At 73.8% G+C, this 21,914-nt stretch carries 17 protein-coding genes; all 17 read left to right on the top strand.

The annotated features are described in order from the left end of the window. The first annotated feature begins 44 nt into the window (after positions 1-44). Positions 45-974, top strand: coding sequence for a bifunctional riboflavin kinase/FAD synthetase (locus FRAAL_RS25070; RefSeq protein WP_011606828.1), 930 nt, complete (start codon positions 45-47; stop codon positions 972-974). A 217-nt stretch (positions 975-1,191) separates the two neighbouring features. Then, a complete protein-coding gene (rpsO, locus tag FRAAL_RS25065; protein ID WP_009742365.1) occupies positions 1,192-1,461 on the top strand; it encodes a 30S ribosomal protein S15 in 270 nt (89 codons plus the stop codon). Between the two features lie 278 nt (positions 1,462-1,739). Then, positions 1,740-3,929, top strand: coding sequence for a polyribonucleotide nucleotidyltransferase (locus FRAAL_RS25060; protein ID WP_011606827.1), 2,190 nt, complete (start codon positions 1,740-1,742; stop codon positions 3,927-3,929). A 9-nt stretch (positions 3,930-3,938) separates the two neighbouring features. Next, entirely contained in the window at positions 3,939-5,351 is a 1,413-nt protein-coding gene (locus FRAAL_RS25055) for a M16 family metallopeptidase (protein ID WP_011606826.1), read from the top strand. Positions 5,352-5,388: 37 nt separating this feature from the next. Beyond that, entirely contained in the window at positions 5,389-6,141 is a 753-nt protein-coding gene (gene dapB, locus FRAAL_RS25050) for a 4-hydroxy-tetrahydrodipicolinate reductase (RefSeq protein WP_041939755.1), read from the top strand. A gap of 84 nt (positions 6,142-6,225) precedes the next feature. Next, complete coding sequence (locus FRAAL_RS25045) at positions 6,226-8,016, top strand: Hsp70 family protein (protein ID WP_011606824.1); 1,791 nt, start codon at positions 6,226-6,228, stop codon at positions 8,014-8,016. Between the two features lie 13 nt (positions 8,017-8,029). Then, on the top strand, positions 8,030-10,522 hold the full coding sequence (locus FRAAL_RS25040; protein WP_157892436.1) for a hypothetical protein: 2,493 nt from the start codon (positions 8,030-8,032) through the stop codon (positions 10,520-10,522). After that, positions 10,519-11,043, top strand: a complete 525-nt coding sequence (locus FRAAL_RS25035; protein ID WP_011606822.1) for a hypothetical protein — start codon at positions 10,519-10,521, stop codon at positions 11,041-11,043. Before FRAAL_RS25040 ends, FRAAL_RS25035 begins: the two co-directional genes overlap by 4 nt. A gap of 564 nt (positions 11,044-11,607) precedes the next feature. Further along, complete coding sequence (locus FRAAL_RS25030; RefSeq protein ID WP_041939754.1) at positions 11,608-12,558, top strand: UDP-glucuronic acid decarboxylase family protein; 951 nt, start codon at positions 11,608-11,610, stop codon at positions 12,556-12,558. A 435-nt stretch (positions 12,559-12,993) separates the two neighbouring features. Next, positions 12,994-14,058 carry a UDP-glucose 4-epimerase GalE gene (gene galE / locus FRAAL_RS25025; protein WP_011606820.1) on the top strand — a complete coding sequence of 355 codons (1,065 nt, stop codon included), beginning with the start codon at positions 12,994-12,996 and terminating at the stop codon, positions 14,056-14,058. Then, positions 14,039-15,562: a UDP-glucose dehydrogenase family protein gene (locus FRAAL_RS25020; protein ID WP_011606819.1), complete on the top strand. Its 1,524-nt coding sequence runs from the start codon at positions 14,039-14,041 to the stop codon at positions 15,560-15,562. The genes galE and FRAAL_RS25020 overlap by 20 nt, the downstream gene beginning before the upstream one ends. 207 nt (positions 15,563-15,769) lie before the next feature. Continuing rightward, complete coding sequence (gene hisS, locus FRAAL_RS25015; RefSeq protein WP_011606818.1) at positions 15,770-17,092, top strand: histidine--tRNA ligase; 1,323 nt, start codon at positions 15,770-15,772, stop codon at positions 17,090-17,092. Between the two features lie 606 nt (positions 17,093-17,698). Further along, on the top strand, positions 17,699-18,433 hold the full coding sequence (gene thyX / locus FRAAL_RS25010; RefSeq protein ID WP_041940986.1) for an FAD-dependent thymidylate synthase: 735 nt from the start codon (positions 17,699-17,701) through the stop codon (positions 18,431-18,433). Positions 18,434-18,533: 100 nt separating this feature from the next. Then, on the top strand, positions 18,534-18,668 hold the full coding sequence (locus tag FRAAL_RS35650; RefSeq protein ID WP_011606816.1) for a hypothetical protein: 135 nt from the start codon (positions 18,534-18,536) through the stop codon (positions 18,666-18,668). Between the two features lie 62 nt (positions 18,669-18,730). Beyond that, a complete protein-coding gene (locus tag FRAAL_RS25005; protein ID WP_011606815.1) occupies positions 18,731-19,846 on the top strand; it encodes an acetate/propionate family kinase in 1,116 nt (371 codons plus the stop codon). A 33-nt stretch (positions 19,847-19,879) separates the two neighbouring features. Further along, positions 19,880-21,553, top strand: coding sequence for a hypothetical protein (locus FRAAL_RS25000; RefSeq protein ID WP_011606814.1), 1,674 nt, complete (start codon positions 19,880-19,882; stop codon positions 21,551-21,553). Positions 21,554-21,574: 21 nt separating this feature from the next. Further along, the gene (locus FRAAL_RS24995; protein ID WP_041939753.1) at positions 21,575-21,769 is read left to right on the top strand and encodes a hypothetical protein; all 195 of its coding nucleotides are present in this window, start codon (positions 21,575-21,577) and stop codon (positions 21,767-21,769) included. Positions 21,770-21,914: the final 145 nt, after the last annotated feature.

Raw genomic sequence — 21,914 nt, 5'->3', positions numbered from 1 at the left:
GCGGCGCTCGACCGTGCCGCGCGAGAATGTCCTAGGCTTCCCACGTGCAAACGTGGCGAGGGGCGGAGAACACGCCGGCCGAGTGGCGCGGCGGGGTCGTCACGATCGGTTTCTTCGACGGGGTGCACCTCGGGCATCGGCAGATCATCGGGCAGGCGGTGGCCCGCGCCCGGGAGCGCGGCGAGCGGGCCGTCGTCCTCACCTTCGATCCGCATCCGGGGGAGGTGCTCCGTCCCGGCAGCCATCCGGCCCTGCTGACGACGCTGCGGCACAAGGCCGAGCTGCTCGCGGCGATCGGCGTCGACGCGCTGTGCGTGCAGCCGTTCACGCTGGACTTCAGCCGGCTCCCCCCGCCCGAGTTCGTGCACGGGATGCTCGTCGAACAGCTCGGTGCGAGGGTGGTAGTCGTGGGGGAGAACTTCACCTACGGCCACCGGGCCGCCGGCACGCTGGCCACGCTGGCGGCGGACGGGGCCCGGGAGGGGTTCGAGGTCGACGGGGTCCGCCTGGTCCGCTCGGGGGACCGGGTGCTGTCCTCGACGGAGATCCGCCGTCGCGTCGCCGAGGGCGACGTGGAGTCGGCCGCCGCGGCCCTGGCCCGGCGACATCGGGTCGAGGGTGTGGTCGTGCACGGCGACGCCCGCGGCCGGACGATCGGCTATCCGACGGCCAACGTCGAGGTGACGCCATGGGCGGCGGTGCCGGCCGACGGGGTGTACGCGGGCTTCGCCTGCTGGGACGGCCACCGTCAGCCCGCCGCGATCTCGATCGGGACGAACCCGACGTTCGCCGGCCGGGAGCGGCGGGTGGAGGCGTTCCTGCTGGACTTCGACGGCGATCTCTACGGCGAGTACATGGCCTACGAGTTCACCAGCCGCCTGCGTCCGACGCTGCGCTTCGAGTCGGTGGACGAGCTCGTCACCCAGATGGCTGCCGACGTCGAGGCGACCAGGACGGTCACCCTGCCCGTCTGAGCGCGGGCCTCGTCCAAGCGCGGGGGGCCTTGGGTGGCGACCCGCGGGTGCGGGGGACACCGGTGTCCGAGCGGTTCCCCTCGGGTTGATAGGCTTCGGGTCCAGGCGGGTGCGGCGTGTCCGGACCACACGGCGATGAGGCCGTGGTCCGGCGGTCGGTTCGGGTGAGGAAGACCCCGGGCGCGCGCCGTCCCGAAGCAGAAGGAGAGGGTGGAGCGTGCCGCTCGCGAGCGACGTCAAGCAGAAGATCATGTCCGATTACGCCACCGTTGAGCGGGACACCGGCTCACCCGAGGTGCAGGTCGCGATGCTGACCCGTCGGATCAGCGACCTGACCGAGCACCTCAAGGTGCACAAGCACGACCACCACAGCCGCCGCGGTCTGCTCCTGCTCGTCGGGCGCCGCCGCCGGCTGCTGAACTACCTGTCGAAGACGGATATCAACCGATACCGGGCCCTGATCGAGCGACTCGGGCTACGGCGGTAGCGCGGAGAGGGAGCGGCCCTTCGGGGACGCTCCCTCTGACGCATCGGGGGTAGATACCAGATGCGTCGCCCGTCGGCGGAGGTCTCCGTCGGCGGATCGGAGGACCTGACCGGGTCCGTGGCGGCGAGAGCCGCCGGTCCTCGGTCGTGGTCGCCGGGAGCGGGCTTCGTCCTCCCCGGGGGCTTCGACTGAGCACCGGCATCCTCGGGACGCGGACCCGGCCGAAGAACAAGATCGGCTGCGTGGACCCGGCCGAAGAAGAGGATGGAGTGGTTCGAGTGGACGACTCGACACATGCGGCCGAGGCGGTCATTGCGACCCCGGCCGGAAACCGTACGGTGCGCTTCGAGACCGGTCGGCTGGCCAGGCAGGCCGCCGGTTCCGCCGTCGCCTACCTGGGCGACACGATGGTGCTCTCGGCGACGACGGTCAGCAAGCAGCCCAAGGAACAGCTCGACTTCTTCCCCCTGACGGTGGACGTCGAGGAGCGGATGTACGCCGCGGGGCGGATCCCCGGCTCGTTCTTCCGTCGCGAGGGCCGGCCCAGTGAGGACGCGATCCTCACCTGCCGCCTCATCGACCGGCCGCTGCGCCCCTCGTTCGCCAAGGGGCTGCGCAACGAGATCCAGGTCGTGGCCACGGTGCTGGCCCTCGACCCGGACACTCTCTACGACGTGGTCGCGATCAACGCGGCCAGCGCGTCGACGACCCTGTCCGGGCTGCCCTTCACCGGGCCGATCGGCGCCACCCGGGTCGGGTACGTCGACGGCGAGTGGATCGCCTTCCCGACGCATGCGGAGCTGGCCCGGGCCACCTTCGACATGGTCGTGGCCGGTCGTGTCGTCGAGGACGGCTCGGACGTGGCGATCATGATGGTCGAGGCCGAGGCGACCCCGGGCACGGTGGAGCTGATCGCCGGCGGCGCGCCCGCGCCGACCGAGGAGGTCGTCGCCGCGGGCCTCGAGGCCGCCAAGCCCGCCATCCGCGAGCTGTGTCGCGCCCAGAGCGAGCTGGCCTCGCTCGCCGGCAAGGCGGCGACGCGGGAGTTCCCGGTCTTCATCGACCACCACGACGACGTGCTCGAGGCGCTGTCCGCCGCCGTCGGCGACGAGCTGTCCGCCGCGCTGCGCATCGCCGGCAAGTCCGAGCGGGAGAACGAGCTCGACCGGGTCCGCCAGTTGGCCGCGGAGAAGGTCGCCGCCCAGTTCGAGGGGCGGGAGAAGGAGATCGGCGCCGCCTACCGGGCGCTGACCAAGAAGCTCGTCCGCTCCCGCATCGTCACCGAGGGCGTGCGGATCGACGGCCGGTCGACGACGGAGATCCGCGAGCTGTCGGCCGAGGTCGACTACATCCCGCGGGTGCACGGCTCGGCGCTGTTCGAGCGGGGTGAGACCCAGATCCTCGGCGTCACCACGCTGGCGATGCTGCGCATGGAGCAGACGGTCGACACGCTCAACCCCGACCGCACCAAGCGTTACATGCACAACTACAACTTCCCGCCGTACTCCACCGGCGAGACCGGTCGCGTCGGGTCGCCGAAGCGGCGCGAGATCGGCCATGGTGCGCTCGCCGAGCGGGCACTGCTGCCGGTACTGCCCAGCCGCGAGGAGTTCCCCTACGCGATCCGGCAGGTCTCCGAGGCGCTGGGCTCCAACGGCTCGACGTCGATGGGGTCGGTCTGCGCGAGCACGCTGTCCCTGCTCAACGCCGGCGTGCCGCTCAAGGCGCCGGTCGCCGGGATCGCGATGGGGCTCGTGCACGCCGACGACGCCTACGTCACGCTGACCGACATCCTCGGCGCCGAGGACGCGTACGGCGACATGGACTTCAAGGTCGCCGGCACCCGCGACTTCGTCACCGCCCTGCAGCTCGACACCAAGCTCGACGGCATTCCCGCCTCGGTGCTGGCCTCGGCCCTGCAACAGGCCCGCGGCGCGCGGCTGGCGATCCTCGACGTCATGGCCGAGGCGATCGGCAGCCCGGACGAGATGTCCGCGCACGCCCCGCGGGTCATCTCGGTCAAGATCCCGGTCGACAAGATCGGCGAGGTCATCGGGCCCAAGGGCAAGATGATCAACCAGATCCAGGCGGACAGCGGCGCCGAGATCACCGTCGAGGACGACGGCACGATCTACATCGGCGCGGCGGACGGCACGTCCGCGGAGACCGCCCGCTCGGCGATCAACGCGATCGCCAATCCGCAGATGCCCGAGGTCGGCGAGCGGTACCTCGGTACCATCGTCAAGATCACCAACTTCGGGGCGTTCGTCTCGCTCACCCCGGGCCGGGACGGCCTGCTGCACGTGTCGAAGCTCAAGACGCTCTCGGGCGGCAAGCGGGTGGAGAAGGTCGAGGACGTGCTGACCGTGGGACAGAAGCTCCAGGTGGAGATCACCGAGATCGACGCCCGCGGCAAGATCAGCCTTTCGCCGAGTGCCGAGGCCGCGGACGCGGCGGCGGCTTCCTGACGGCCCGCCGTGTCCGACACCCCCACCCCTGACCTGACCCGCTCCACCGACGGCGCCGGCGGCACCGGCGCCTCGGTTCGGGGCGCCGCGGACGCCGGCGAGCGGGTGGCCCGCCTGCTCGCCGGGGGCTCCGGCAGCGAGACGTTGCTGGGCGGCGCGGTAAGGCGCACCGTGCTGCCCGGCGGGCTGCGCGTGATCACCGAGCGTGTCCCCGGAGTCCGCTCGGCCGCGATCGGCGTCTGGGTGGGCGTCGGTTCGCGGGACGAGACCCCGGTGACCGCCGGCTGCTCCCACTACCTCGAGCACCTGCTGTTCAAGGGCACCCCGACCCGGGACGCCCTGACGATCAGCGCGTCGGTCGAGGCGGTCGGCGGTGACCTCAACGCCTTCACGGGCAAGGAGTACACCTGCTACTACGCGCGGGTGCTGGACTCCGACCTCGCGATGGCCGTCGGCGTCGTCGCCGACATGGTCACCAACTCGCTGGTGACCGCCGACGACGTCGAGGCCGAGCGTGGCGTGATCCTCGAGGAGATCGCCATGCACGAGGACGACCCGGGCGACGTCGTCCACGACGTCTTCGCCGAGGCGATGCTCGGTGCGTCGGCGCTCGGCCGGCCGGTGCTCGGCACGATCGAGTCGATCGAGGGGCTCGGCCGCGAGACGATCGCCGACTACTACCGATCCCGGTACGTGCCGCCGGCGATGGTCGTCTCGGTCGCCGGGAACCTGGAGCACGATCGCGTGCTCGCGCTCGTCGCGGATGCCTTCGGCGACCATCTGACGTCGGCCGGGGATCCGTCGGCGGTGCGCGCCGGGCGCTACGACTACCCGCCGGCGCCCGGCATCGTCGTGTCGGAGCGGCCCACCGAGCAGGCGAACCTCGTGCTGGGCACGGTCGGGGTGTCCCGGCACGATCCGCGCCGCTTCGCCCTCGGGGTGCTCTCGACGGCGCTGGGCGGTGGGATGAGTTCCCGGCTGTTCCAGGAGGTCCGCGAGAAGCGGGGCCTGGCGTACTCGGTGTACTCGTTCGCGTCGCACTTCGCCGACGCCGGTCTGTTCGGCGTCTACGCCGGCTGCGCGCCCAAGCGCGCCGACGAGGTCCTGGCGATCGCCCGGGACCAGGTGCGGTCCATCGCCGAACGCGGGATCAGCGCCGAGGAGCTCGACCGCGCCCGCGGGCAGAGCCACGGTTCCCTCGTCCTGGGCCTGGAGGACACCGGCTCGCGAATGAGCCGCCTCGGCAAGAGTGAGCTCGTCCACGGCGAGCTGCTGTCCGTCGACGAGATCATCGCCAGGGTGGACGCGGTCACCCTGGACGACGTCAGGCAGGTCGCGGCGAGCCTCGTCGAGCAGCCCTGGGCGCTCGGCGTCATCGGGCCGTTCGACGACCACGACTTCGGCGCGGCCGTCGCCCGTTGAGCCGGGCAGCGGCCGCCGGCCGGCGGAGGGGAGAGGCATGAGCGAGCAGCTCGCGGTGGGGGTTCTCGGTGCGCGCGGGCGCATGGGGTCGACGGTGTGTGCCGCCGTCGAGGCCGCCGGGGACCTCGCGCTCGTCGCCGCGATCGACGCCGGTGACGACCGGGCGGCGCTCGCCGCGGCCGACGTGGTCGTCGACTTCACCACGCCGGACGCGGTACTCGACAACGTCCGCTGGTGCGTCGAGGCGGGCCGGCACGTCGTCGTCGGCACCACCGGCTTCGACGACGAGCGGCTGACCACGGTGCGCGGCTGGCTCGGCGACGCGCCGAAGGTCGGAGTGCTGGTCGCCCCGAACTTCGGCGTGGCCGCCGTGCTCATGATGATGTTCGCCGCGCGGGCCGCCCGCTTCTTCGACTCCGTCGAGATCGTCGAGCTGCACCATCCCAACAAGGTCGACGCGCCGAGCGGCACCGCCCGGCGCACGGCCGAGCTTGTGGCGCAGGCCCGCGAGGCCGCCGGACTCGCGCCGGGCGGTCCGGACGCGACGGCCACGGCGCTCGACGGCGCCCGCGGTGCCCGGGTTGCGGGCGTGCCGGTGCACGCCGTGCGCCTCGCGGGGCTCGTCGCCCACCAGGAGGTGCTGCTCGGCGGCGCGGGAGAGACGCTGACTCTGCGGCACGACTCCTACGACCGCACCTCCTTCATGCCGGGCGTGCTGCTCGCCGTGCGACGCATCGCCGACCGTCCCGGCCTGACCGTCGGCCTGGAGCACCTGCTCGACCTCGACTGATCCCTCGACCTCGACTGATCCCTCGGCCTCTGATCCCTCGGCCTCGACGGACCCCGGCTCGGCCGCGAAAGATAGGTTCCGGGTGTGGTCGGACACGTCGACCGCCGGCCACCGGCGGCTACCCGCAGCGTCTTCGGAATCGATCTGGGCACGACGTTCAGTTGCCTGGCCCGGGTGTCGAACGCCGGCGAGCCGCTGATCGTGCCGCTGTCGGACGGCGCGTTGACGCTGCCGAGCGTCGTGCTCTTCGTCGGCGCGGACGACTACCTCACCGGGCAGACCGCCCGTGAGCTCGCCCGGGCCCGGCCCGACGACGTCTGCTCGCTGGTCAAGCGGCGGATGGGCGACGGTGACTGGCGCTTCATCACCCAGGGCGCGGCCTGGTCGGCGCCGGCCGTCAGCGGTCTGATCCTCAAGGCGCTGGTCGCCGACACGGCGCTGGCCACCGGCGAGCGGGTCGAGGACGTCGTGATCACCGTTCCGGCGTACTTCGGCGACGAGGAGCGCCGGGCGACGGTGCTGGCCGGCGAGTACGCGGGGCTCAACGTCGTCGACGTCATCAACGAGCCGACGGCGGCGGCCCTGTCCTACGGGTTCGCCCGCTTCGAGATGGGCAGCCGGCGCACCCTCGGTGGCCCCGGCGCCACGGCCGAGGAGGTCGCCCTGGTCTACGACCTGGGCGGCGGAACGTTCGACGTCACCGTCGTCGAGCTCGCGGACCGGCGGGTCTCCGTCGTCGCCATCGACGGCGATCATCAGCTCGGTGGCGCGGACTGGGACGAGAAGATCGTGCTGCACCTGTGCGACCGGTTCCTCGTCGAGCATCCGGGCGCCCCGGACCCCCTCGACGCCGGCGAGAGCTCCCAGGCGCTGCTGCTCGCCGCCGAGCGGGCGCGCCGGGACCTCACCGACGCCGCTGCCACCACCGTCGTCGTCGAGCACGCCGGTCGCCGCACCGGGGTGGTGCTGACCCGCGACGAGCTGGAACGGCTCACCGCCGGGCTGCTCGACCGGACCGTCGCCCTGACCCGGGCCGCCCGCGACGCGGCGCTCGCCCGCGGGGTCCGCGGCATCGACCGGATCCTGCTCGTCGGCGGCGCCTCCCGGATGCCCGCCGTGGGCCGCCGCCTCGCCGCCGAGTTCGGGGTGCCCGTCGAGCTGACCGACCCGGATCTCGCGGTTGCCCGCGGCGCCGCCGTCTACGGCGAGAAGAAGGCCCTGGAACGGCTGGTGGTCGCCGATCTGGTCACTCGCGGTCAGCTCGTCGACGGCGCCGGGGTGGACGCCGCCGCCCCGGCCGATCTCGACGCGGCCTGCCGGCGGCTCGCCGACGCACTCGGCCTGACCGCCCAGCGGGTGCGTCGGACCGTCGAGGTGCAGGTCGTCAACGTCGTCTCCCGCGGCTTCGGCGTCCTGGCGCTCAGCCGCCACGGCGAGCAGGGCGCGGTGTTCCTGGTGCACCGCAACGACCGGCTGCCGATCGCGGTCCGGCGTTCCTTCGGAACTGTGCGTGATGACCAGGATGCCGTCACCGTCTACGTGGTCGAACAGGCCGGCGGGGTGGAGTCGACCCGGGTCGAGGACAACAAGGTGATAGCCGAGGCCGAGATCACCGGCATCCCGCCCGGCTTCCCGGCCGGGTCGCAGATCCAGATCGTGTTCCGGATGGGCTTCGACGGCATCCTCGAGGTCACGGCCACCCACGAGGGTCTCGCCGACCGCCCGCTGACGGTGCGGGTCGAGACGTCGGCGGCGCTGAGTCAGGCCGACGTGGCCCGCGAGCGGGAGCAGGTCGCCCGGGCCCGCCGGGAACGCGGTGGCCTCCCGGGCGGGTCGAAGGACGGGCTGGGTGGTCCGCCGGGTGGCCGGGTCTGACGGGGGGACGACGATGCGGGCCTTCGACTCCGACGACTACCGTCGCCGGGTGCTCGCCGTGGTGCACCGCCGCGGCGGCGCCGAGCACAGCGACCCGTTCGAGATCTACGACATCCCGTTGGCGGAGGTGGACACGCTCGACGACGCGGCGATCCGTGCCCGCATCGCCGAGGTCTGGGCCTTCTGGCAGCGCAGCCGGGACCATCCCCGCTATCGCGGTGTGATCATCGGCCTGCTCGACCTGCACACCGAGCTGGCCGCGGCGCTCACCGACCGCACCTCGCGCCTCGCCCTGCGGGATCGGGTCGCCGCCGCCCGCGCCGCCCGGGACGACGAGCGGTTCGCCGTGCTCGACGCCGCCGTCGCCCGCCTCGTCGCCCGGTTCGGGGGCATCCCGGCCGACCGGGTCGCCGGCCTGCGGGCGTGGGCGGCAACCCAGGGCATCGACGAGTCCGCGTTCGCGCTGCGGACGCGGCGCCATCGGATCGTCCCCGCGACCCCGGCCACCGGGCCGGCCGACCGCCCGCGGCCCGATCCGATTCCCGCCGAGGTGCTCCGTCAGATCCGCGCGGACCTCGACGAGCTCGGCCGGATCACCGCGTCCGACCCGCCGCGCAGCCTGTTCGACCTGCTCGGCGTGCCGCCCGGCGCCTCGCGCGAGCGGATCCGGGACCTGCGCGACGAGGCGCTGGCCCGCAATCGCGCCCGGCGGCCGGACCGCCGCCGCGCGCTGCTCGACGACCTGTTGGCCGCCGTCGGCGCGCTGCTGGTCGACGGGGACGCGGACGCCTACCTCGACGCGCTCGCCGCCGCGACGAGCGAGCGGCTGCGGCCGCGGGTGGCGGCGGCGGTCCTCGTCGAGGACGCGCTGCTCCCGGCGGAGGCGGCCGACCTCGTCGCCGAGGCGGAGGCGGACGGCCTCGACCCGCACCGCGCGCGTGCCGTGATCCGCTCCCTCGCCCGCGAGCAGGGTGTCCCCGCACCGCCGCTGCCGCCCCCGGCCGCCGCGGCGGGACACCGACCGCCCGGGGGCGCTCGGCCCACCAGCAGCCCGCCATCGGCGCGCGCGGACGCCTGGCGCGCGGCGGTGTCCCGCGCCCGTGCGGCGCTGCGGGCCGGCCGCCCGGTGGAGGCCGGCGAGCACGTGGCGGCCGCCCGCGAGTACGCGGGCGAGACCCTGCCGCCCATCCGGGCGATGGACGACGAGGTGGAGACCGCGATTCGAGTGGCGGCCGGCCGGTGGGCGGCGCTCGCGCCGCTGATCGCGGCCGGGCGTTACCAGGCGGTCGTTCCCGCGGCCCGGCGGCTCGCCGAGACCGCCGCTGACGTGCCCGGCCCGGACAACCAGCTCGCCGGGGAGCTGCTGTCCCTGGCCGAGGCTCGCTGTACCGCCGCGGACGCGCTCGTCGCCCGCGCCCGGACGGCCGGTGCGCTCGACCGTGAACGCCTGCTTGCCGAGGCCCTCGCCCTGGTCACCGACCACGCCGAGGCCTCGGCGTTGCTCGCGCGAAGCCGCCCCGACCCCGCCGTGCCGGGTGGACCGGCGGGCGTGAACCCGCCCGGGGGCGCCGTCGCCTCGCCGACGGCGGTGTGGGCGCGGCGGGATGCCCGCTCGGTCCTGGTGAGCTGGCAACCATCGACGACCGCCGGCGAGGTGCGATACCGGGTCACCAGGTTCGCCGCCGACGGCGTGGGCCGGGCGGTCGGCGTGACCGCGGGCACCAGCCTCGAGGACGGTGGCGCACCGCCCGACGGTGCCATGCCGCGTTACGAGGTCGCCGCGGGTGTGGGCGGAGCCTGGTCCGCACCGGTCGGGACGGCCGATCCGGTTCCGCCGTCGCCGCTCCCGCCGTCGCTGCTCCCGCCGTCGTCCGACTCGCCGGCGTTCCACCCGCCGTCGTCCGCTTCGCCGGTGCCCGCTTCGCCGGTGCCCGCTTCGCCGGTGCCCGCTTCGCCGGTGCCCGCTTCGCCGACCGCTGAGCCGTCGTCCGCTTCGCCGGTGCCCGCTTCGCCGGTGCCCGCTTCGCCGACCGCTGAGCCGTCGTCCGCTTCGCCGGTGTCCGCTTCGCCGACCGCTGAGCCGCCGGCCGCTCACCCGGTGCCGCCGTCGACCGCTGGCCCGGTGCCACCTCCGACCAGACGTCCCGACGAGCCGGATGCGGGCACCGCCGCGCCTGCCGTCAACGCCGCCGACGTCCTGCCCCCGCCCGTCGGGCTACGGTGGGCCGGTGAACGGCTGCAGTGGACCTGGCCGGCCGGCTGCACGGAGATGATGGTGGTCTGCCGGCCGGACGGGCCGCCGACAGCCGCCGACGATCCTCGCGCGCAGGCCCGTAAGGTGACCAACACCCGCTACGAGATCGACGGCGGAGTCTCCCTGCCGCCGGGCCGTCCCCTGCACGTCGCGTTGTTCTGCTGCGCGCGTCAGGCGGGGCGTCTGGCGGTGGCGGCCTCGGCCGGGGCCCGGCTCCGGCTTGCGCCCGGGGGCGACGGGGCTGGCCGGTGAGGGCCCGGGCGACGGTCGCCGTCCTGGTCGCTGCCTGCCTGTTCTATCTCGGCCTGATCGGCTGGCGCGGTGTCGTCCTGCTCGGCGACGATCGCTGGGCCGCCCGCGGGCTCGGCGCCGGGGTGCTGTTGCTGCCCGTGGTCGGGCTCGTCGTCCTCGCGCGCGAGCTGCGGTTCGGCCGCGAAAGCGGTCGGCTCACCCGCCTGTTGGCGGCCGGGGCGGCCGGGGCGGCCGGGGCGGGTGGTGCCGACAGTCTCGGCAGTTCCGGGAGTTCGGACAGGGCGGGCGGGGCCGAGGCGGTCGAGGCGGGCGAGCCGGTCCTGGTTCGCCGGCCCTCGGGGCGCATCGATCGGGCCTCCGCCGACGCCGTGTTCGCGCGACGGCGTGCCGAGGTGGAGGCGGACCCGGGCGACTGGCGACGCTGGTACCGGCTCGCCGTCTCCTACGGCGACGCCGGGGACACCCGCCGGGGACGCGCGGCGATGCGGCACGCGATCGCTCTCGAGCGCGACCCGCGCTGATCGAGGGGGCCGGCCCGGCCCGGGAATCGGCCGGGAAGCGTCCGCGCGACTGCCAGGCGACTCGGGCCCGCGACGCACCGCAGCCTCCACCGGCCGGACCGCGGCGGTTTGCTCACCGAATGCGAACGGCTCAGTCGGAGCATTGACCGTCCACGCGGCGTGACCACGGATGGTGCCCGACCGCGGATTTCCTGTATCAGGCTGACGTTGGGGGAGGGGCGGTGGACTATCCGGGCGACGTCCTGTGTACCATGCCCCAGAGGTCGGCGTAGCCGGCCGTCTAGGCTACTGGGGGGTAGTGCTGTGGTGGTGTCGCGCGGCCTTTCCTGGCCGATCCGGCAGTGGCTGTGCTGACCACCCGGGCGGACGAGTGGCTACGGTGATCCCTCGATTCCGGATGATCTGAGGTCCGGTTTCACCTGCTCACGCGGCGCCGTCCGACCCGCTGCGCCGCACTCCTGCCAGGCTCTCGGGATGTGGTCCATCCGCGCCGCCGCCCGTCCCACCGGCGGTCGGTGGCCGCTTTCCAGGGTCCTCGATGTTTCAGATCCGGGAGCACTCGACGTGCGTGCGATAGTCACCGGCGGCGCCGGTTTCCTCGGCAGTCACCTCTGTGAGCGTCTGCTCGGCGACGGCTATGAGGTCATCTGCTTCGACAACTTCCTCACGGGCCGGCCGGACAACGTCGAGCACCTGCTCGTCGATCCCCGTTTCCGGCTGGTCAACCGGGACGTGAATGATTTCATCTATGTTTCCGGCCCGGTCGACGTCGTGCTGCACTTCGCCTCTCCGGCCTCGCCTCTCGATTACTATGAGCTGCCGATCGAGACACTCAAGGTCGGCTCGCTCGGCACGTTCCACGCCCTGGGTCTCGCCCGGGAGAAGCGGGCCCGCTTTCTGCTCGCCTCCACCTCGGAGTCCTACGGGGACCCGCAGGTCAATCCGCAGCCGGAGACCTACTGGGGCAACGTGAACCCGGTCGGCCCGCGCAGCGTCTACGACGAGGCGAAGCGGTTCGCCGAGGCGGTGACGATGGCCTACCGCCGCAAGCACGGCGTCGACACGGCGATCGTGCGGATCTTCAACACCTACGGTCCCCGGATGCGGGTGGACGACGGGCGCGCCATCCCCGCCTTCGTCTCCCAGGCGCTGCGCGGGGAGCCCATCACCGTCGCCGGCGACGGATCCCAGACCCGGTCCATCTGCTACGTCGACGACCTGATCGACGGGATCCTCCGGCTGCTGCACTCGGACCTGCCCGGCCCGGTGAACATCGGCAACCCGCACGAGATGTCGATCCTCGACACGGCAAAGCTGGTGCGCGACCTGTGCGGGTCGACGGCGCCGATCACCTTCGTCCCTCGACCCCAGGACGATCCCTCCGTCCGGCAGCCGGACATCACCATCGCCCGTACCCGGCTCGGCTGGGAGCCCAGGACGAGCCTGCACGACGGCCTGACCCGCACCATCTCCTGGTTTGCCGGCCAGCTCACCGAGAGCCGCCAGGTCGCCTGAGCACGCGGTGGGTTCTGTCGGCGCCCCGGCCGCCGCGCGCCGCAGCGGGATCCGAACCGTTTCCCGGGCCTCTACCCGCCGGCGTCGTCCGGGCGCGCAACGCGTACCCGAGGTCACCGAAGATCCGGGCCCGCGCGGTGTCCGGTGCGACACTCCGGAAACCGCGCGCTCACGGTGCCGCCGCGACGGGTGTGGGCCGGCGAACGTGGAGCGCCGGCCGGCCCGAGGGCGCGGATGTCGGCGCCGCCGGCAGCGGCAGGCCGACCGGGAACGCGGGGGCGGTGACCGTTCGACCTGGGGGTTATGTTCTCCTGTGCCTGTTGTCCGGGCCGCGTGCGTTGTGGTGCCCCTCGAGCCGTCCGCCGGGAACCCGGGTCGTCCGGGGTGACTGACGAAGGTGAGCGAGTTGACGAAGAGGAACGGGATGGTCGAGGTATGACGTCGACGGACCGGACCGGGACGGTCCTGGTCACCGGCGCCGCGGGATTCATCGGCTCGCACACGTGTGTCGACCTCCTCGCGGCGGGGCACCGGGTTGTCGGTGTGGACAACTTCGTCAACAGCTCCCCGCGGGTTCTGGACCGGCTGCGCAAGGTTGCCGACCGGGACCTCGAGTTCGTCCGGCTCGACGTCCGGGACCGGGCGGCTCTCGGCGAGGTGTTCCGCCGCCAGCCGATCGACGCCGTGATCCACTTTGCCGCCCTCAAGGCGGTGGGCGAGTCGGTCGAGATGCCGCTGGAGTACTACGACACCAACGTCAACGCCACGCTCGGCCTGGTCGGCGTCATGGCCGAGCACGGCGTGCACCGGCTGGTCTTCTCCTCGTCCTGCTCCATCTACGGCACGGTCGACACGGTGCCGATCACCGAGGACACGCCGGCCCGGCCGACCAACCCCTACTCGCGCACCAAGTGGATGTGCGAGCAGATCCTCGCCGACGTCTGCGCCCGCGATCCGGCCTGGCAGGTCATCTCGCTGCGGTACTTCAACCCCGTCGGCGCGCACGAGTCGGGCCTGCTCGGCGAGGATCCCCGTGGGGTGCCGAACAACGTCATGCCCTACCTCGCCCAGGTGGCGGTGGGCCGCCGCGCCGAGCTGTCCGTCTTCGGTGACGACTACCCCACCCCCGACGGCACCGGGGTGCGCGACTACATCCACGTGGTCGACCTCGCCGAGGGCCATCGCCTGGCCCTCGACCACCTTGCCGACCAGTCGGGACACCGGGTCGTCAACCTGGGGACCGGCGCCGGGACGTCCGTGCGGGAGCTGCACGCGGCGTTCTCCGCCGCCTGCGGCCGGGATCTTCCCTACCGTGTCGTGGCCCGGCGGCCCGGGGACGTCGCCGCGCTCGTCGCCGACGCCACGCTCGCCCGCGAGGCGCTCGGCTGGACCGCTCGCCGCAGCGTCGCGGACATGTGCCGGGACGCCTGGCAGTTCCAGCGCCTCAATCCAGGGGGGTACGACGATGAAGGGGAGCCTGATGAGCACGTCGGACAGTGATGAGGACGCGGCGCCGGCGGGCGGCGGGCCCCGACCGCGGCTGACGGTCATCGGCACCGGCTACCTCGGCGCCACGCACGCGGTCTGCATGGCCGAGCTGGGCTTCGAGGTGCTTGCCGTCGACGTCGACCACTCGAAGATCTCCCGGCTCTCCGCGGGCGAGATCCCGTTCTTCGAGCCCGATCTCGCCGATCTGCTGCGGGCGAACCTCGCGACCGGCCGGCTGCGCTTCACGACCTCCTTCGAGGAGATCGCAGAGTTCGGCGACGTGCACTTCGTGTGTGTCGGCACACCGCAGCGTCCCGACGGCTACGGGGCCGATCTCAGCCATCTCAACGCGGCCATCGAGCGGTTGGCGCCCCTGCTGACCAGGCCGTGCCTGGTGGTCGGCAAGTCCACCGTCCCGGCCGGCACGGCCGCCGGGATCGCCCGCGCCCTCGCCCGGCTCGCCCCGGCGAACGCCGGGACCGATGCCGACACCGTCTCCGACCTGGCCGGCGTCCAGCTCGCCTGGAACCCGGAGTTCCTGCGCGAGGGCTTCGCCGTCGCCGACACCCTGCATCCCGACCGGCTGGTGTTCGGGGTGGCCTCGCCCGCCGCCGAGGGGGCGCTGCGGGCGGCCTTCGCCCCGGTGATCGCCCAGGGCGTGCCGGTGATCGTGACCGACTACGCGACCGCCGAGCTCGTCAAGACCGCGGCGAACTCCTTCCTCGCCACGAAGATCTCCTTCATCAACGCGATGGCCGAGGTGTGCGAGGCCGTCGACGCCGACGTGCTCACCCTCGCCGAGGCGCTGTCCCACGACGTCCGCATCGGCGGCAACTTCCTGCGTCCCGGCGTCGGGTTCGGCGGCGGCTGCCTGCCCAAGGACATCCGCGCCTTCCAGGCGCGGGCCGACGAGCTCGGTGTCGGCGTCGCGCTGCGGTTCCTGCGCGAGGTCGACGAGATCAACAACCGGCGCCGGGACCGGGTCGTCGACCTGGTCGCCGCGGCGCTCGACGGCACGCTGGCGCACCGGCGGCTGCTCGTGCTCGGCGCCGCCTTCAAGCCCAACTCCGACGACGTGCGGGACTCGCCGGCGCTCGCGGTCGCGGACCTGCTGGCCCGCACCGGCGCCGACGTGACCGTCGTCGACCCGGTGGCGATTCCCAACGCCCGGCGCGCCCTGCCCGGCGTCACCTACAGCGAGACGGTCGAGGACGTGGCCGCGGACGCCGACGCCGTCGTCCTGCTCACCGAGTGGCGCCAGTTCGCCGAGCTCGACCCGGCCCGGCTGGGCCAGCTCGTCCGCCGCAAGCTGATCATCGACGCCCGGCACGCCCTCGACGGCGACCGGTGGCGCCAGGCCGGCTGGGTCTACCTGGCCCCCGGCCGGCCCACCGGCGTGATTCCCAGCCCCGTGCCGGAGCAGCGGCCGCGGTTCGGGCTGCCCGCCGCGGCCGGCCCGGACGCCGCGGCCGTGCGTGATACGGAGATCGAGGCGCCGGTGGGACGCCGGTCCTGACCGGCGCGGGTGTGCCGCCCGCCGGCACGGGGCCCGATGGAGCAGCGGCCCCGTCCCGGCGGGACGGTCCGGGTGATCCGCTGCGGTAGGGTGCAACGCATGCGTCGTCTCGTTCGACATCGGTGAGCCCCGCCCGGCGTCGCGGTCGGCCGCGCCCGGGCCGGCAGGTGCCCGTCCGTTCGAGATCGATGAGGAGACCTCCCGGCGATGAGTGACGCGCCGATCGTCCGCCCCCTGCCCGTCAGCGGTTTTCCGGAGTGGCTGCCCGAGGTCCGGATCGTCGAGCAGCGCTGGCTCGACACGATCCGGGCGACCTTCGAGCGTTACGGGTTCTGCTCGGTGGAGACCCCGTCGGTCGAGGCGCTGGACGTGCTCACCGCGAAGGGGGAGACCTCCCAGGAGGTCTACACGCTGCGCCGCCTGCAGGCCGACGCGGACGACGACAGCGCCCGCCTCGGCCTGCACTTCGACCTGACCGTGCCGTTCGCCCGGTACGTGGCGGCGCACTTCAACGAGCTCGTATTCCCGTTCAAGCGCTACCAGATGCAGCGGGTGTGGCGCGGCGAGCGGCCCCAGGAGGGCCGCTTCCGCGAGTTCACCCAGTGCGACATCGACGTCATCAACGTCGACCGGGTGCCCCTGCACTTCGACGCCGAACTGCCCCGGATCGTCCACGAGGTGCTCGGCACCCTGGGCGTCCCGCCCTGGACCCTCAACATCAACAACCGCAAGGTGCTGCAGGGGTTCTACGAGGGGCTGGGGATCGGCGATCCGCTCGCGGTCATCCGGATCGCCGACAAGATGGACAAGATCGGCCCCGACGGCGTCGCGACGCTGCTCGGCGCCCAGGCCGGGCTGGACGCGGACCAGGTTCGGGCCTGCCTGGACCTCGCCGCGATCCGGGCGACGGGCCCCGGGGTCGTCGACGAGGTGCGCCGCCTCGGCGTGAAGTCGGATCTGCTCACCGAGGGCCTCGACGAGCTCGCCCAGGTCCTCGACGACCTCGCCGACCTGCCCACGGGCAGTGTGGTCGCCGACCTGTCGATCGCCCGCGGCCTCGACTACTACACCGGCACGGTGTACGAGGCGAAGTTCGTCGACTGGCCGGACTTCGGCAGCATCTGCTCCGGCGGCCGGTACGAGAACCTCGCCGGCTCGTTCATCCGCCGCGCCCTGCCCGGGGTCGGCATCTCCATCGGCCTGACCCGCATCTTCGCCAAGCTGCTCGCCGAGGGCCTGCTGCCGAGCGGCCCGGCGAGCCCCGCCGACGTGCTCGTGGTGATCCCCGCCGCGCAGCGCCGGGCGGCGGCGCTGGCCACCGCGACCGCCCTGCGCGCCCGCGGACTGAAGGTCGAGACCTACCACCAGCCGGACAAGATCGCCAAGCAGGTCCGCTACGCCGCCCGCAAGGGCATCGGCTTCGTCTGGTTCCCGCCCTTCGACGAGGGGCGGGAACACGAGGTGAAGAACATGGCGACCGGTGACCAGGCCGCTGCCGACCCCGCCGCCTGGCTGCCGACCCCGTCCTGACCCCGACGCCGGCTTGGCCTCGCGCTCGGCCTGGCGGGCTCTCCGGGATGCGCGCGGCGGGTGGGCCGCCGCGCCATCGCGGGGGAGGGCTGCCCGCCGCGACGTGGCTGGGCGGCCGGGGATTGACGGGGGCGGAGACCCCCGACCGCGCCAGACCACGTCGCGTGAGCGGGCACTGCGACTCCTCGTCGTTGGGGACTGACGAGGCGTCCACAACCGGTGTACCACGCTCGCGCCGACCCCCAATCCCTGTGCGCCGATCGCGTGACCGGACGGGTAAGTGGGTGCCGACACCGGCCGCGTTGGGCGATTGCTGGCCCGCTCGACTGATTGCTGACCGGCTCGACTGATTGCGCACCGCCCGGCGGGAGGGCAGGCGGCCGCGGGCCGGTCCGCGAGGTCCGGCGCACGCCGGGAACCTCGTGGCGGCTACCGTGGTGGAAGTCCGCGCCGGGGCAAGGGCCGCCCCGGGTGCCGCGGTGGGCGATGGAGGTGGCAGTGTCCGAGCCGGCGTCCGACCTGACTCCCGGGACGGCATCCCAGGCGGTACCCGGCGTCGCGACGCCGGTGCCCGCGGCGGCGCCCACCGGTCCGGCGACGGCCCGGCTGCGGGTCCAGGTGATCGCGAAGACCGAGTTCCTTCCGCCGGCAGACGTGCCGTGGAGCACCGATGCGGACGGCGGGCAGGCGCTGGCGGAGTTCGCCGGCCGGGCCTGCTACCAGAGCTGGAGCAAGCCCAACCCGGCGACCGCGACCAACGCCGGCTACCTGCGCCACATCCTCGATGTCGGGCACCTGTCCGTGCTCGAGCACGGCACCGTCTCGCTCTACCTCACCGGTGTCTCGCGCAGCCTCACCCACGAGCTGGTCCGCCACCGGCACTTCTCCTACAGCCAGTTGTCCCAGCGTTACGTCCCCGAGCGTGACGCGGCGATCGTCGAGCCCGAGGTCGTGGCGGGGGACCCGGAGCTGCACGCCCTGTTCGAGCAGGCGGCGGCGGCGTCCCTGGAGGCGTACGGCCGGCTGCTGGAGGGGCTGGAGAAGCGATTCGCCGACATCGCCGCCCCCACCTCGCGGCGCAAGCAGGCCCGGCAGGCCGCCCGCTCGGTGCTGCTGAACGCGACCGAGACCCGCATCGTCGTCACCGGGAACTACCGGGCCTGGCGGCATTTCATCGCGATGCGCGCCAGCGAGCACGCCGACGTGGAGATTCGCGGACTCGCCGTCGCGATCCTGCGGGAGCTGCACGCGGTGGCGCCCAACGTCTTTTCGGATTTCCGCATCTCCACCCTGGACGACGGCACGGAAGTCGCCTCCAGTCCGTTGGTCGGGGAGGGCTGAGTCAGTCGGCGCTGTGACAGCCCGGCGCTGTGACAGCCCGGCGCTGTGACAGCCGGCGCCGGGACAGCCGGCGCCGCGCCGGCGGAGGGAGGAACAGCGCATGGCGAACGTCGTCGACGCCGTGCGGCGGGAGGACTCCGAGGCCACGGGCCCGCTGCCCGCCGCGGAGCTCGAACTGCCCGACACCTACGACGAGGTCGATCCGGCGATCCGCGACTGGGCCCGGCCGTACTGACGGTGCCCCCTCCGACAGCTCCCGGTCTGACGGGGCCCGGCCCGGCGGCACCCGGTTCGACGGTGAACGTCCTGGTGGTCAATGCCGGGTCGGCCAGCCTCAAGCTGCGGCTGGTCGGCCCGGACGACACCCTGCTCGCCGCCCGGGACCTCGACTCTCCGGCCGGTCGCGCCGACCCGGGCGAGCTCGCCGCGGCGCTGGGCGAGCTCGCCGGCGCCGCGCACGGCGAGCCGGTCGCGGTCGGGCACCGCATCGTGCACGGCGGCACCGAGTTCACCCGGCCGGTGGTCGTCGACGAGGCGGTGGCCGGCCGGCTGCGCGCGCTGACCGCGCTCGCCCCGCTGCACCAGCCGGCGGCGCTCGACGCGCTCGACGCCGTGCGGGCGGCGCTGCCCGAGGCCGACCAGGTTGCCTGCTTCGACACGGCATTCCACAGCCGGCTGCCCGCGGCGGCGGTGACCTACGCCCTGCCGGCGACGTGGCGGGAACGGTACGGCATCCGTCGCTACGGCTTCCACGGGCTCTCCCACGCCCACGCCTCCCGCCGCGCCGCCCGGCTCACCGGCGCCCGGCGCATCGTGACCTGCCACCTGGGTTCGGGCGCCTCGCTCGCCGCCGTGCTCGACGGGGTCGGCGTCGACACGACCATGGGCTTCACCCCGCTGGAGGGCCTGGTGATGGCGACCCGCTCGGGCAGCGTCGACCCGGGCGCCCTGCTGTGGTTGCAGACCGAGGCCGGGGTGAGCGCCGCGGAGCTCACCGATGGTCTTTTCCGCTCGTCCGGACTGCTCGGGCTCGCCGGCACAGCGGACCTGCGCGCGGTCGAGGCCGGCGCCGCCGGTGGCGACCCGGCCTGCGCGCTCGCCCTGGATGTCTACCTGCACCGCCTGCGGGCGCAGATCGCGGCGATGACCGCGGCGCTCGGCGGTCTGGACGCCCTGGTGTTCACCGGCGGGGTCGGAGAGGGCTCGGCGACGGTCCGGGCCGGCGCCGCGGCGGGGCTCGGCCACCTGGGGGTGGCGGTCGACCCGGCGCGCAACGCCGCCCCGGCCGACGGCACGGTCGACCGCGAGATCGGCCCGCCGGAAGCGCCGGTGCGCACGCTGGTCCTCGCCGCCCGGGAGGATCTGGAGATTGCCCGCGGGGTCCGCGACGTCCTCGCCGGTGGCGCAGGGTGAGTGCGACCGGCTGAGCCGGTAATGTCCTGATCCGTGACGGGAACCACCGGTGCGCCCGGTGCGGCCGGGCCGGGCGCCATCGGTCGGCTGCGGCGGTGGAGCCGGCGCGACGACGCCGAGCATGCCCCCGTCCTCGACCTCACCGACGTCGACGAGGTCACGCTGACCCTGCTCGCTCCGCCGGCGCCCTTCCAGGGACTGCGGCGGCGGGTGGTCGACCAGTTCACGATCCTCAGCGCCAACCGGTGCCGGCTGGCCCGCTCGGTCAACTGGGGTCCGCTGGACGACGCGCTCAACCAGATCGTCCCGGTGACGGGGGCGGGCCGGGTGAACACCGTCGGCCGGCTGCCGCCCGAGGTGCTGGTGCTGCTGCCGGTCTCGACGCTGTCCAAGCGGGCCCTGGTGGCCTTCGACCTGACCGGTCCGGGGGGCTCGGACGCGCACCTGATGCCCTACGGCACGTCGGTGGCACTCCAGGGCAACCTGATCGCCAGGCTCGCAGATCCGCTCGGGGTGCCGTTGGAGGAACCGGCCCGCCGCATGGTCGACGCCATCTCCCGCTTCCGCCCCGGCCGGCTGTCCGGTAACTACCCGCGCCTGGTGCCCGGGCGGGGGCGCCCGCTGCGGCTCGACGCGATCCGCACCTACCTGGAGCGCGAGGCCGAGCTCGCCGTGCCGGTGTCCCGCCTGCGCCGGTGGCAGGACCTGGTCGTCGACGCCGAACGGGTGCTGGCCGCCGCCCTCGCCGAGCCGTTCGACCCCCTCAGCAGCGCCGAGACGCTGCTGCTCGCCGTCGGGGAGCTCTGGCGGGACCCGGACGTCCCCGACGGGCGTGATCTGGCCGCCGTCGAGGGGTACCTGACCGGGTTCACCACCTGGATCGACGCGCTCGTCGGCGTTGGGGCGGCGGCCGAACCGGTGCTGACGACCGTGGCCGAGTACGGGCGGCGCTGGGAGGCGCTCGCCGCCGTCACCCTCGACCCCTACCGGCCGTTTCTGATCAAGACAAGCGAGGAGCTGCGCACCGTGCTCGTCCGCGGCCGCCCGGTGCTCGGCCGGTCCGGGCCGCCGTGGCGCCAGCTCCTGCACCCCGCGGCGCTGGTCGACGTCGACTCGGGTGGCACGGGCAGCTACCACGTCAGCATCGGCACCGACGACACGAGCATCGAACTCGACACCCCGATGATGATCGACCTGTTCGGCGACCCGGTGCCGCGCACCTACATCGAGGACGTCCAGCGCAACCGGGAGGTGTACGCCTTCTACACCACCGACGCGCGCCGGCCGCCGCGGTCCCGGCTGGTCGTGGGGCTCAGCGTCTCCGCGGACGTCTCCCGCATCACCGGCGCGATCGGTGTGCTGATGCTGCTCACCGTGGGCCTGTCGGCCGTGCCCGTCGAGCTGGCCCCGGACGCCGTCGCCGTGATCACGCTGCCCTCCTCGTTCGCGGCGACGGTGCTGCTCACCCGGGAGCGCAGCAGCCTGGCCGCCTGGGTCCTCGGCCCGGCGAAGACGACCCTGCTCGCCCTGCTGGTGGCGCTGGCGGTCCTCGCCGGGTTGCGGGCCGCCGGCTGGCACGCCCCACCCGATTCGACGCCGCCCGCCCCCGCCCGCCCGGTCGCCGGGACGGATCCACCCGCACGGCCCGCGGGAGCCGCCGCGACCGTCCCCGCCGGACCCGGTGGCGGTACGCTGGAGGCTCTGTAGCGGCGAACGGGACGGTGGCGGATGCCGAAGAACTACGGCCCGGGTGTGGCGCTCGGCCCGCTTCGTTCCGGTGGGCTGCGGTCGCTGGTGCGCCTGGGTCGCCGGGACCTGTGGTTCCGGCTCGACCGCAACATGCTGGGCGCGGGCAGCCGCGGGAGCATGCCGGGGCTGGGATCGCCCGGCCGGGCGCCCGGGGGGTCCGTTCGCACGCACTAGTCTGTCCCCCTTGTCCGCGCCTCGTCGGCCCGTTCGGTGCCGGCCGGTGCCGCGGTCGGGTTTCGCGGCGGGCGCCGTCAGTGGCGGGGCCTGCGCCGTTGCCGGCGGTAGCGGGTGGATCGGGGGTCGGGAGCGCGTCCGGGAT

It is taken from the genome of Frankia alni ACN14a, assembly GCF_000058485.1.
In the GTDB taxonomy this organism is placed as follows: Bacteria; Actinomycetota; Actinomycetes; order Frankiales; family Frankiaceae; genus Frankia; species Frankia alni.
This window is presented reverse-complemented; position numbering and strand designations above follow the sequence as displayed.

What these genes read in the sequence shown, in the direction of transcription:
- dapB (WP_041939755.1), top strand. Translation starts at nt 5,389, where the DNA reads ATGAGCGAGCAGCTCGCGGTGGGGGTTCTCGGTGCGCGCGGGCGCATG.
- FRAAL_RS25040 (WP_157892436.1), top strand. Translation starts at nt 8,030, where the DNA reads ATGCGGGCCTTCGACTCCGACGACTACCGTCGCCGGGTGCTCGCCGTG.
- galE (WP_011606820.1), top strand. Translation starts at nt 12,994, where the DNA reads ATGACGTCGACGGACCGGACCGGGACGGTCCTGGTCACCGGCGCCGCG.
- FRAAL_RS25020 (WP_011606819.1), top strand. Translation starts at nt 14,039, where the DNA reads ATGAGCACGTCGGACAGTGATGAGGACGCGGCGCCGGCGGGCGGCGGG.
- hisS (WP_011606818.1), top strand. Translation starts at nt 15,770, where the DNA reads ATGAGTGACGCGCCGATCGTCCGCCCCCTGCCCGTCAGCGGTTTTCCG.
- FRAAL_RS35650 (WP_011606816.1), top strand. Translation starts at nt 18,534, where the DNA reads ATGGCGAACGTCGTCGACGCCGTGCGGCGGGAGGACTCCGAGGCCACG.
- FRAAL_RS24995 (WP_041939753.1), top strand. Translation starts at nt 21,575, where the DNA reads ATGCCGAAGAACTACGGCCCGGGTGTGGCGCTCGGCCCGCTTCGTTCC.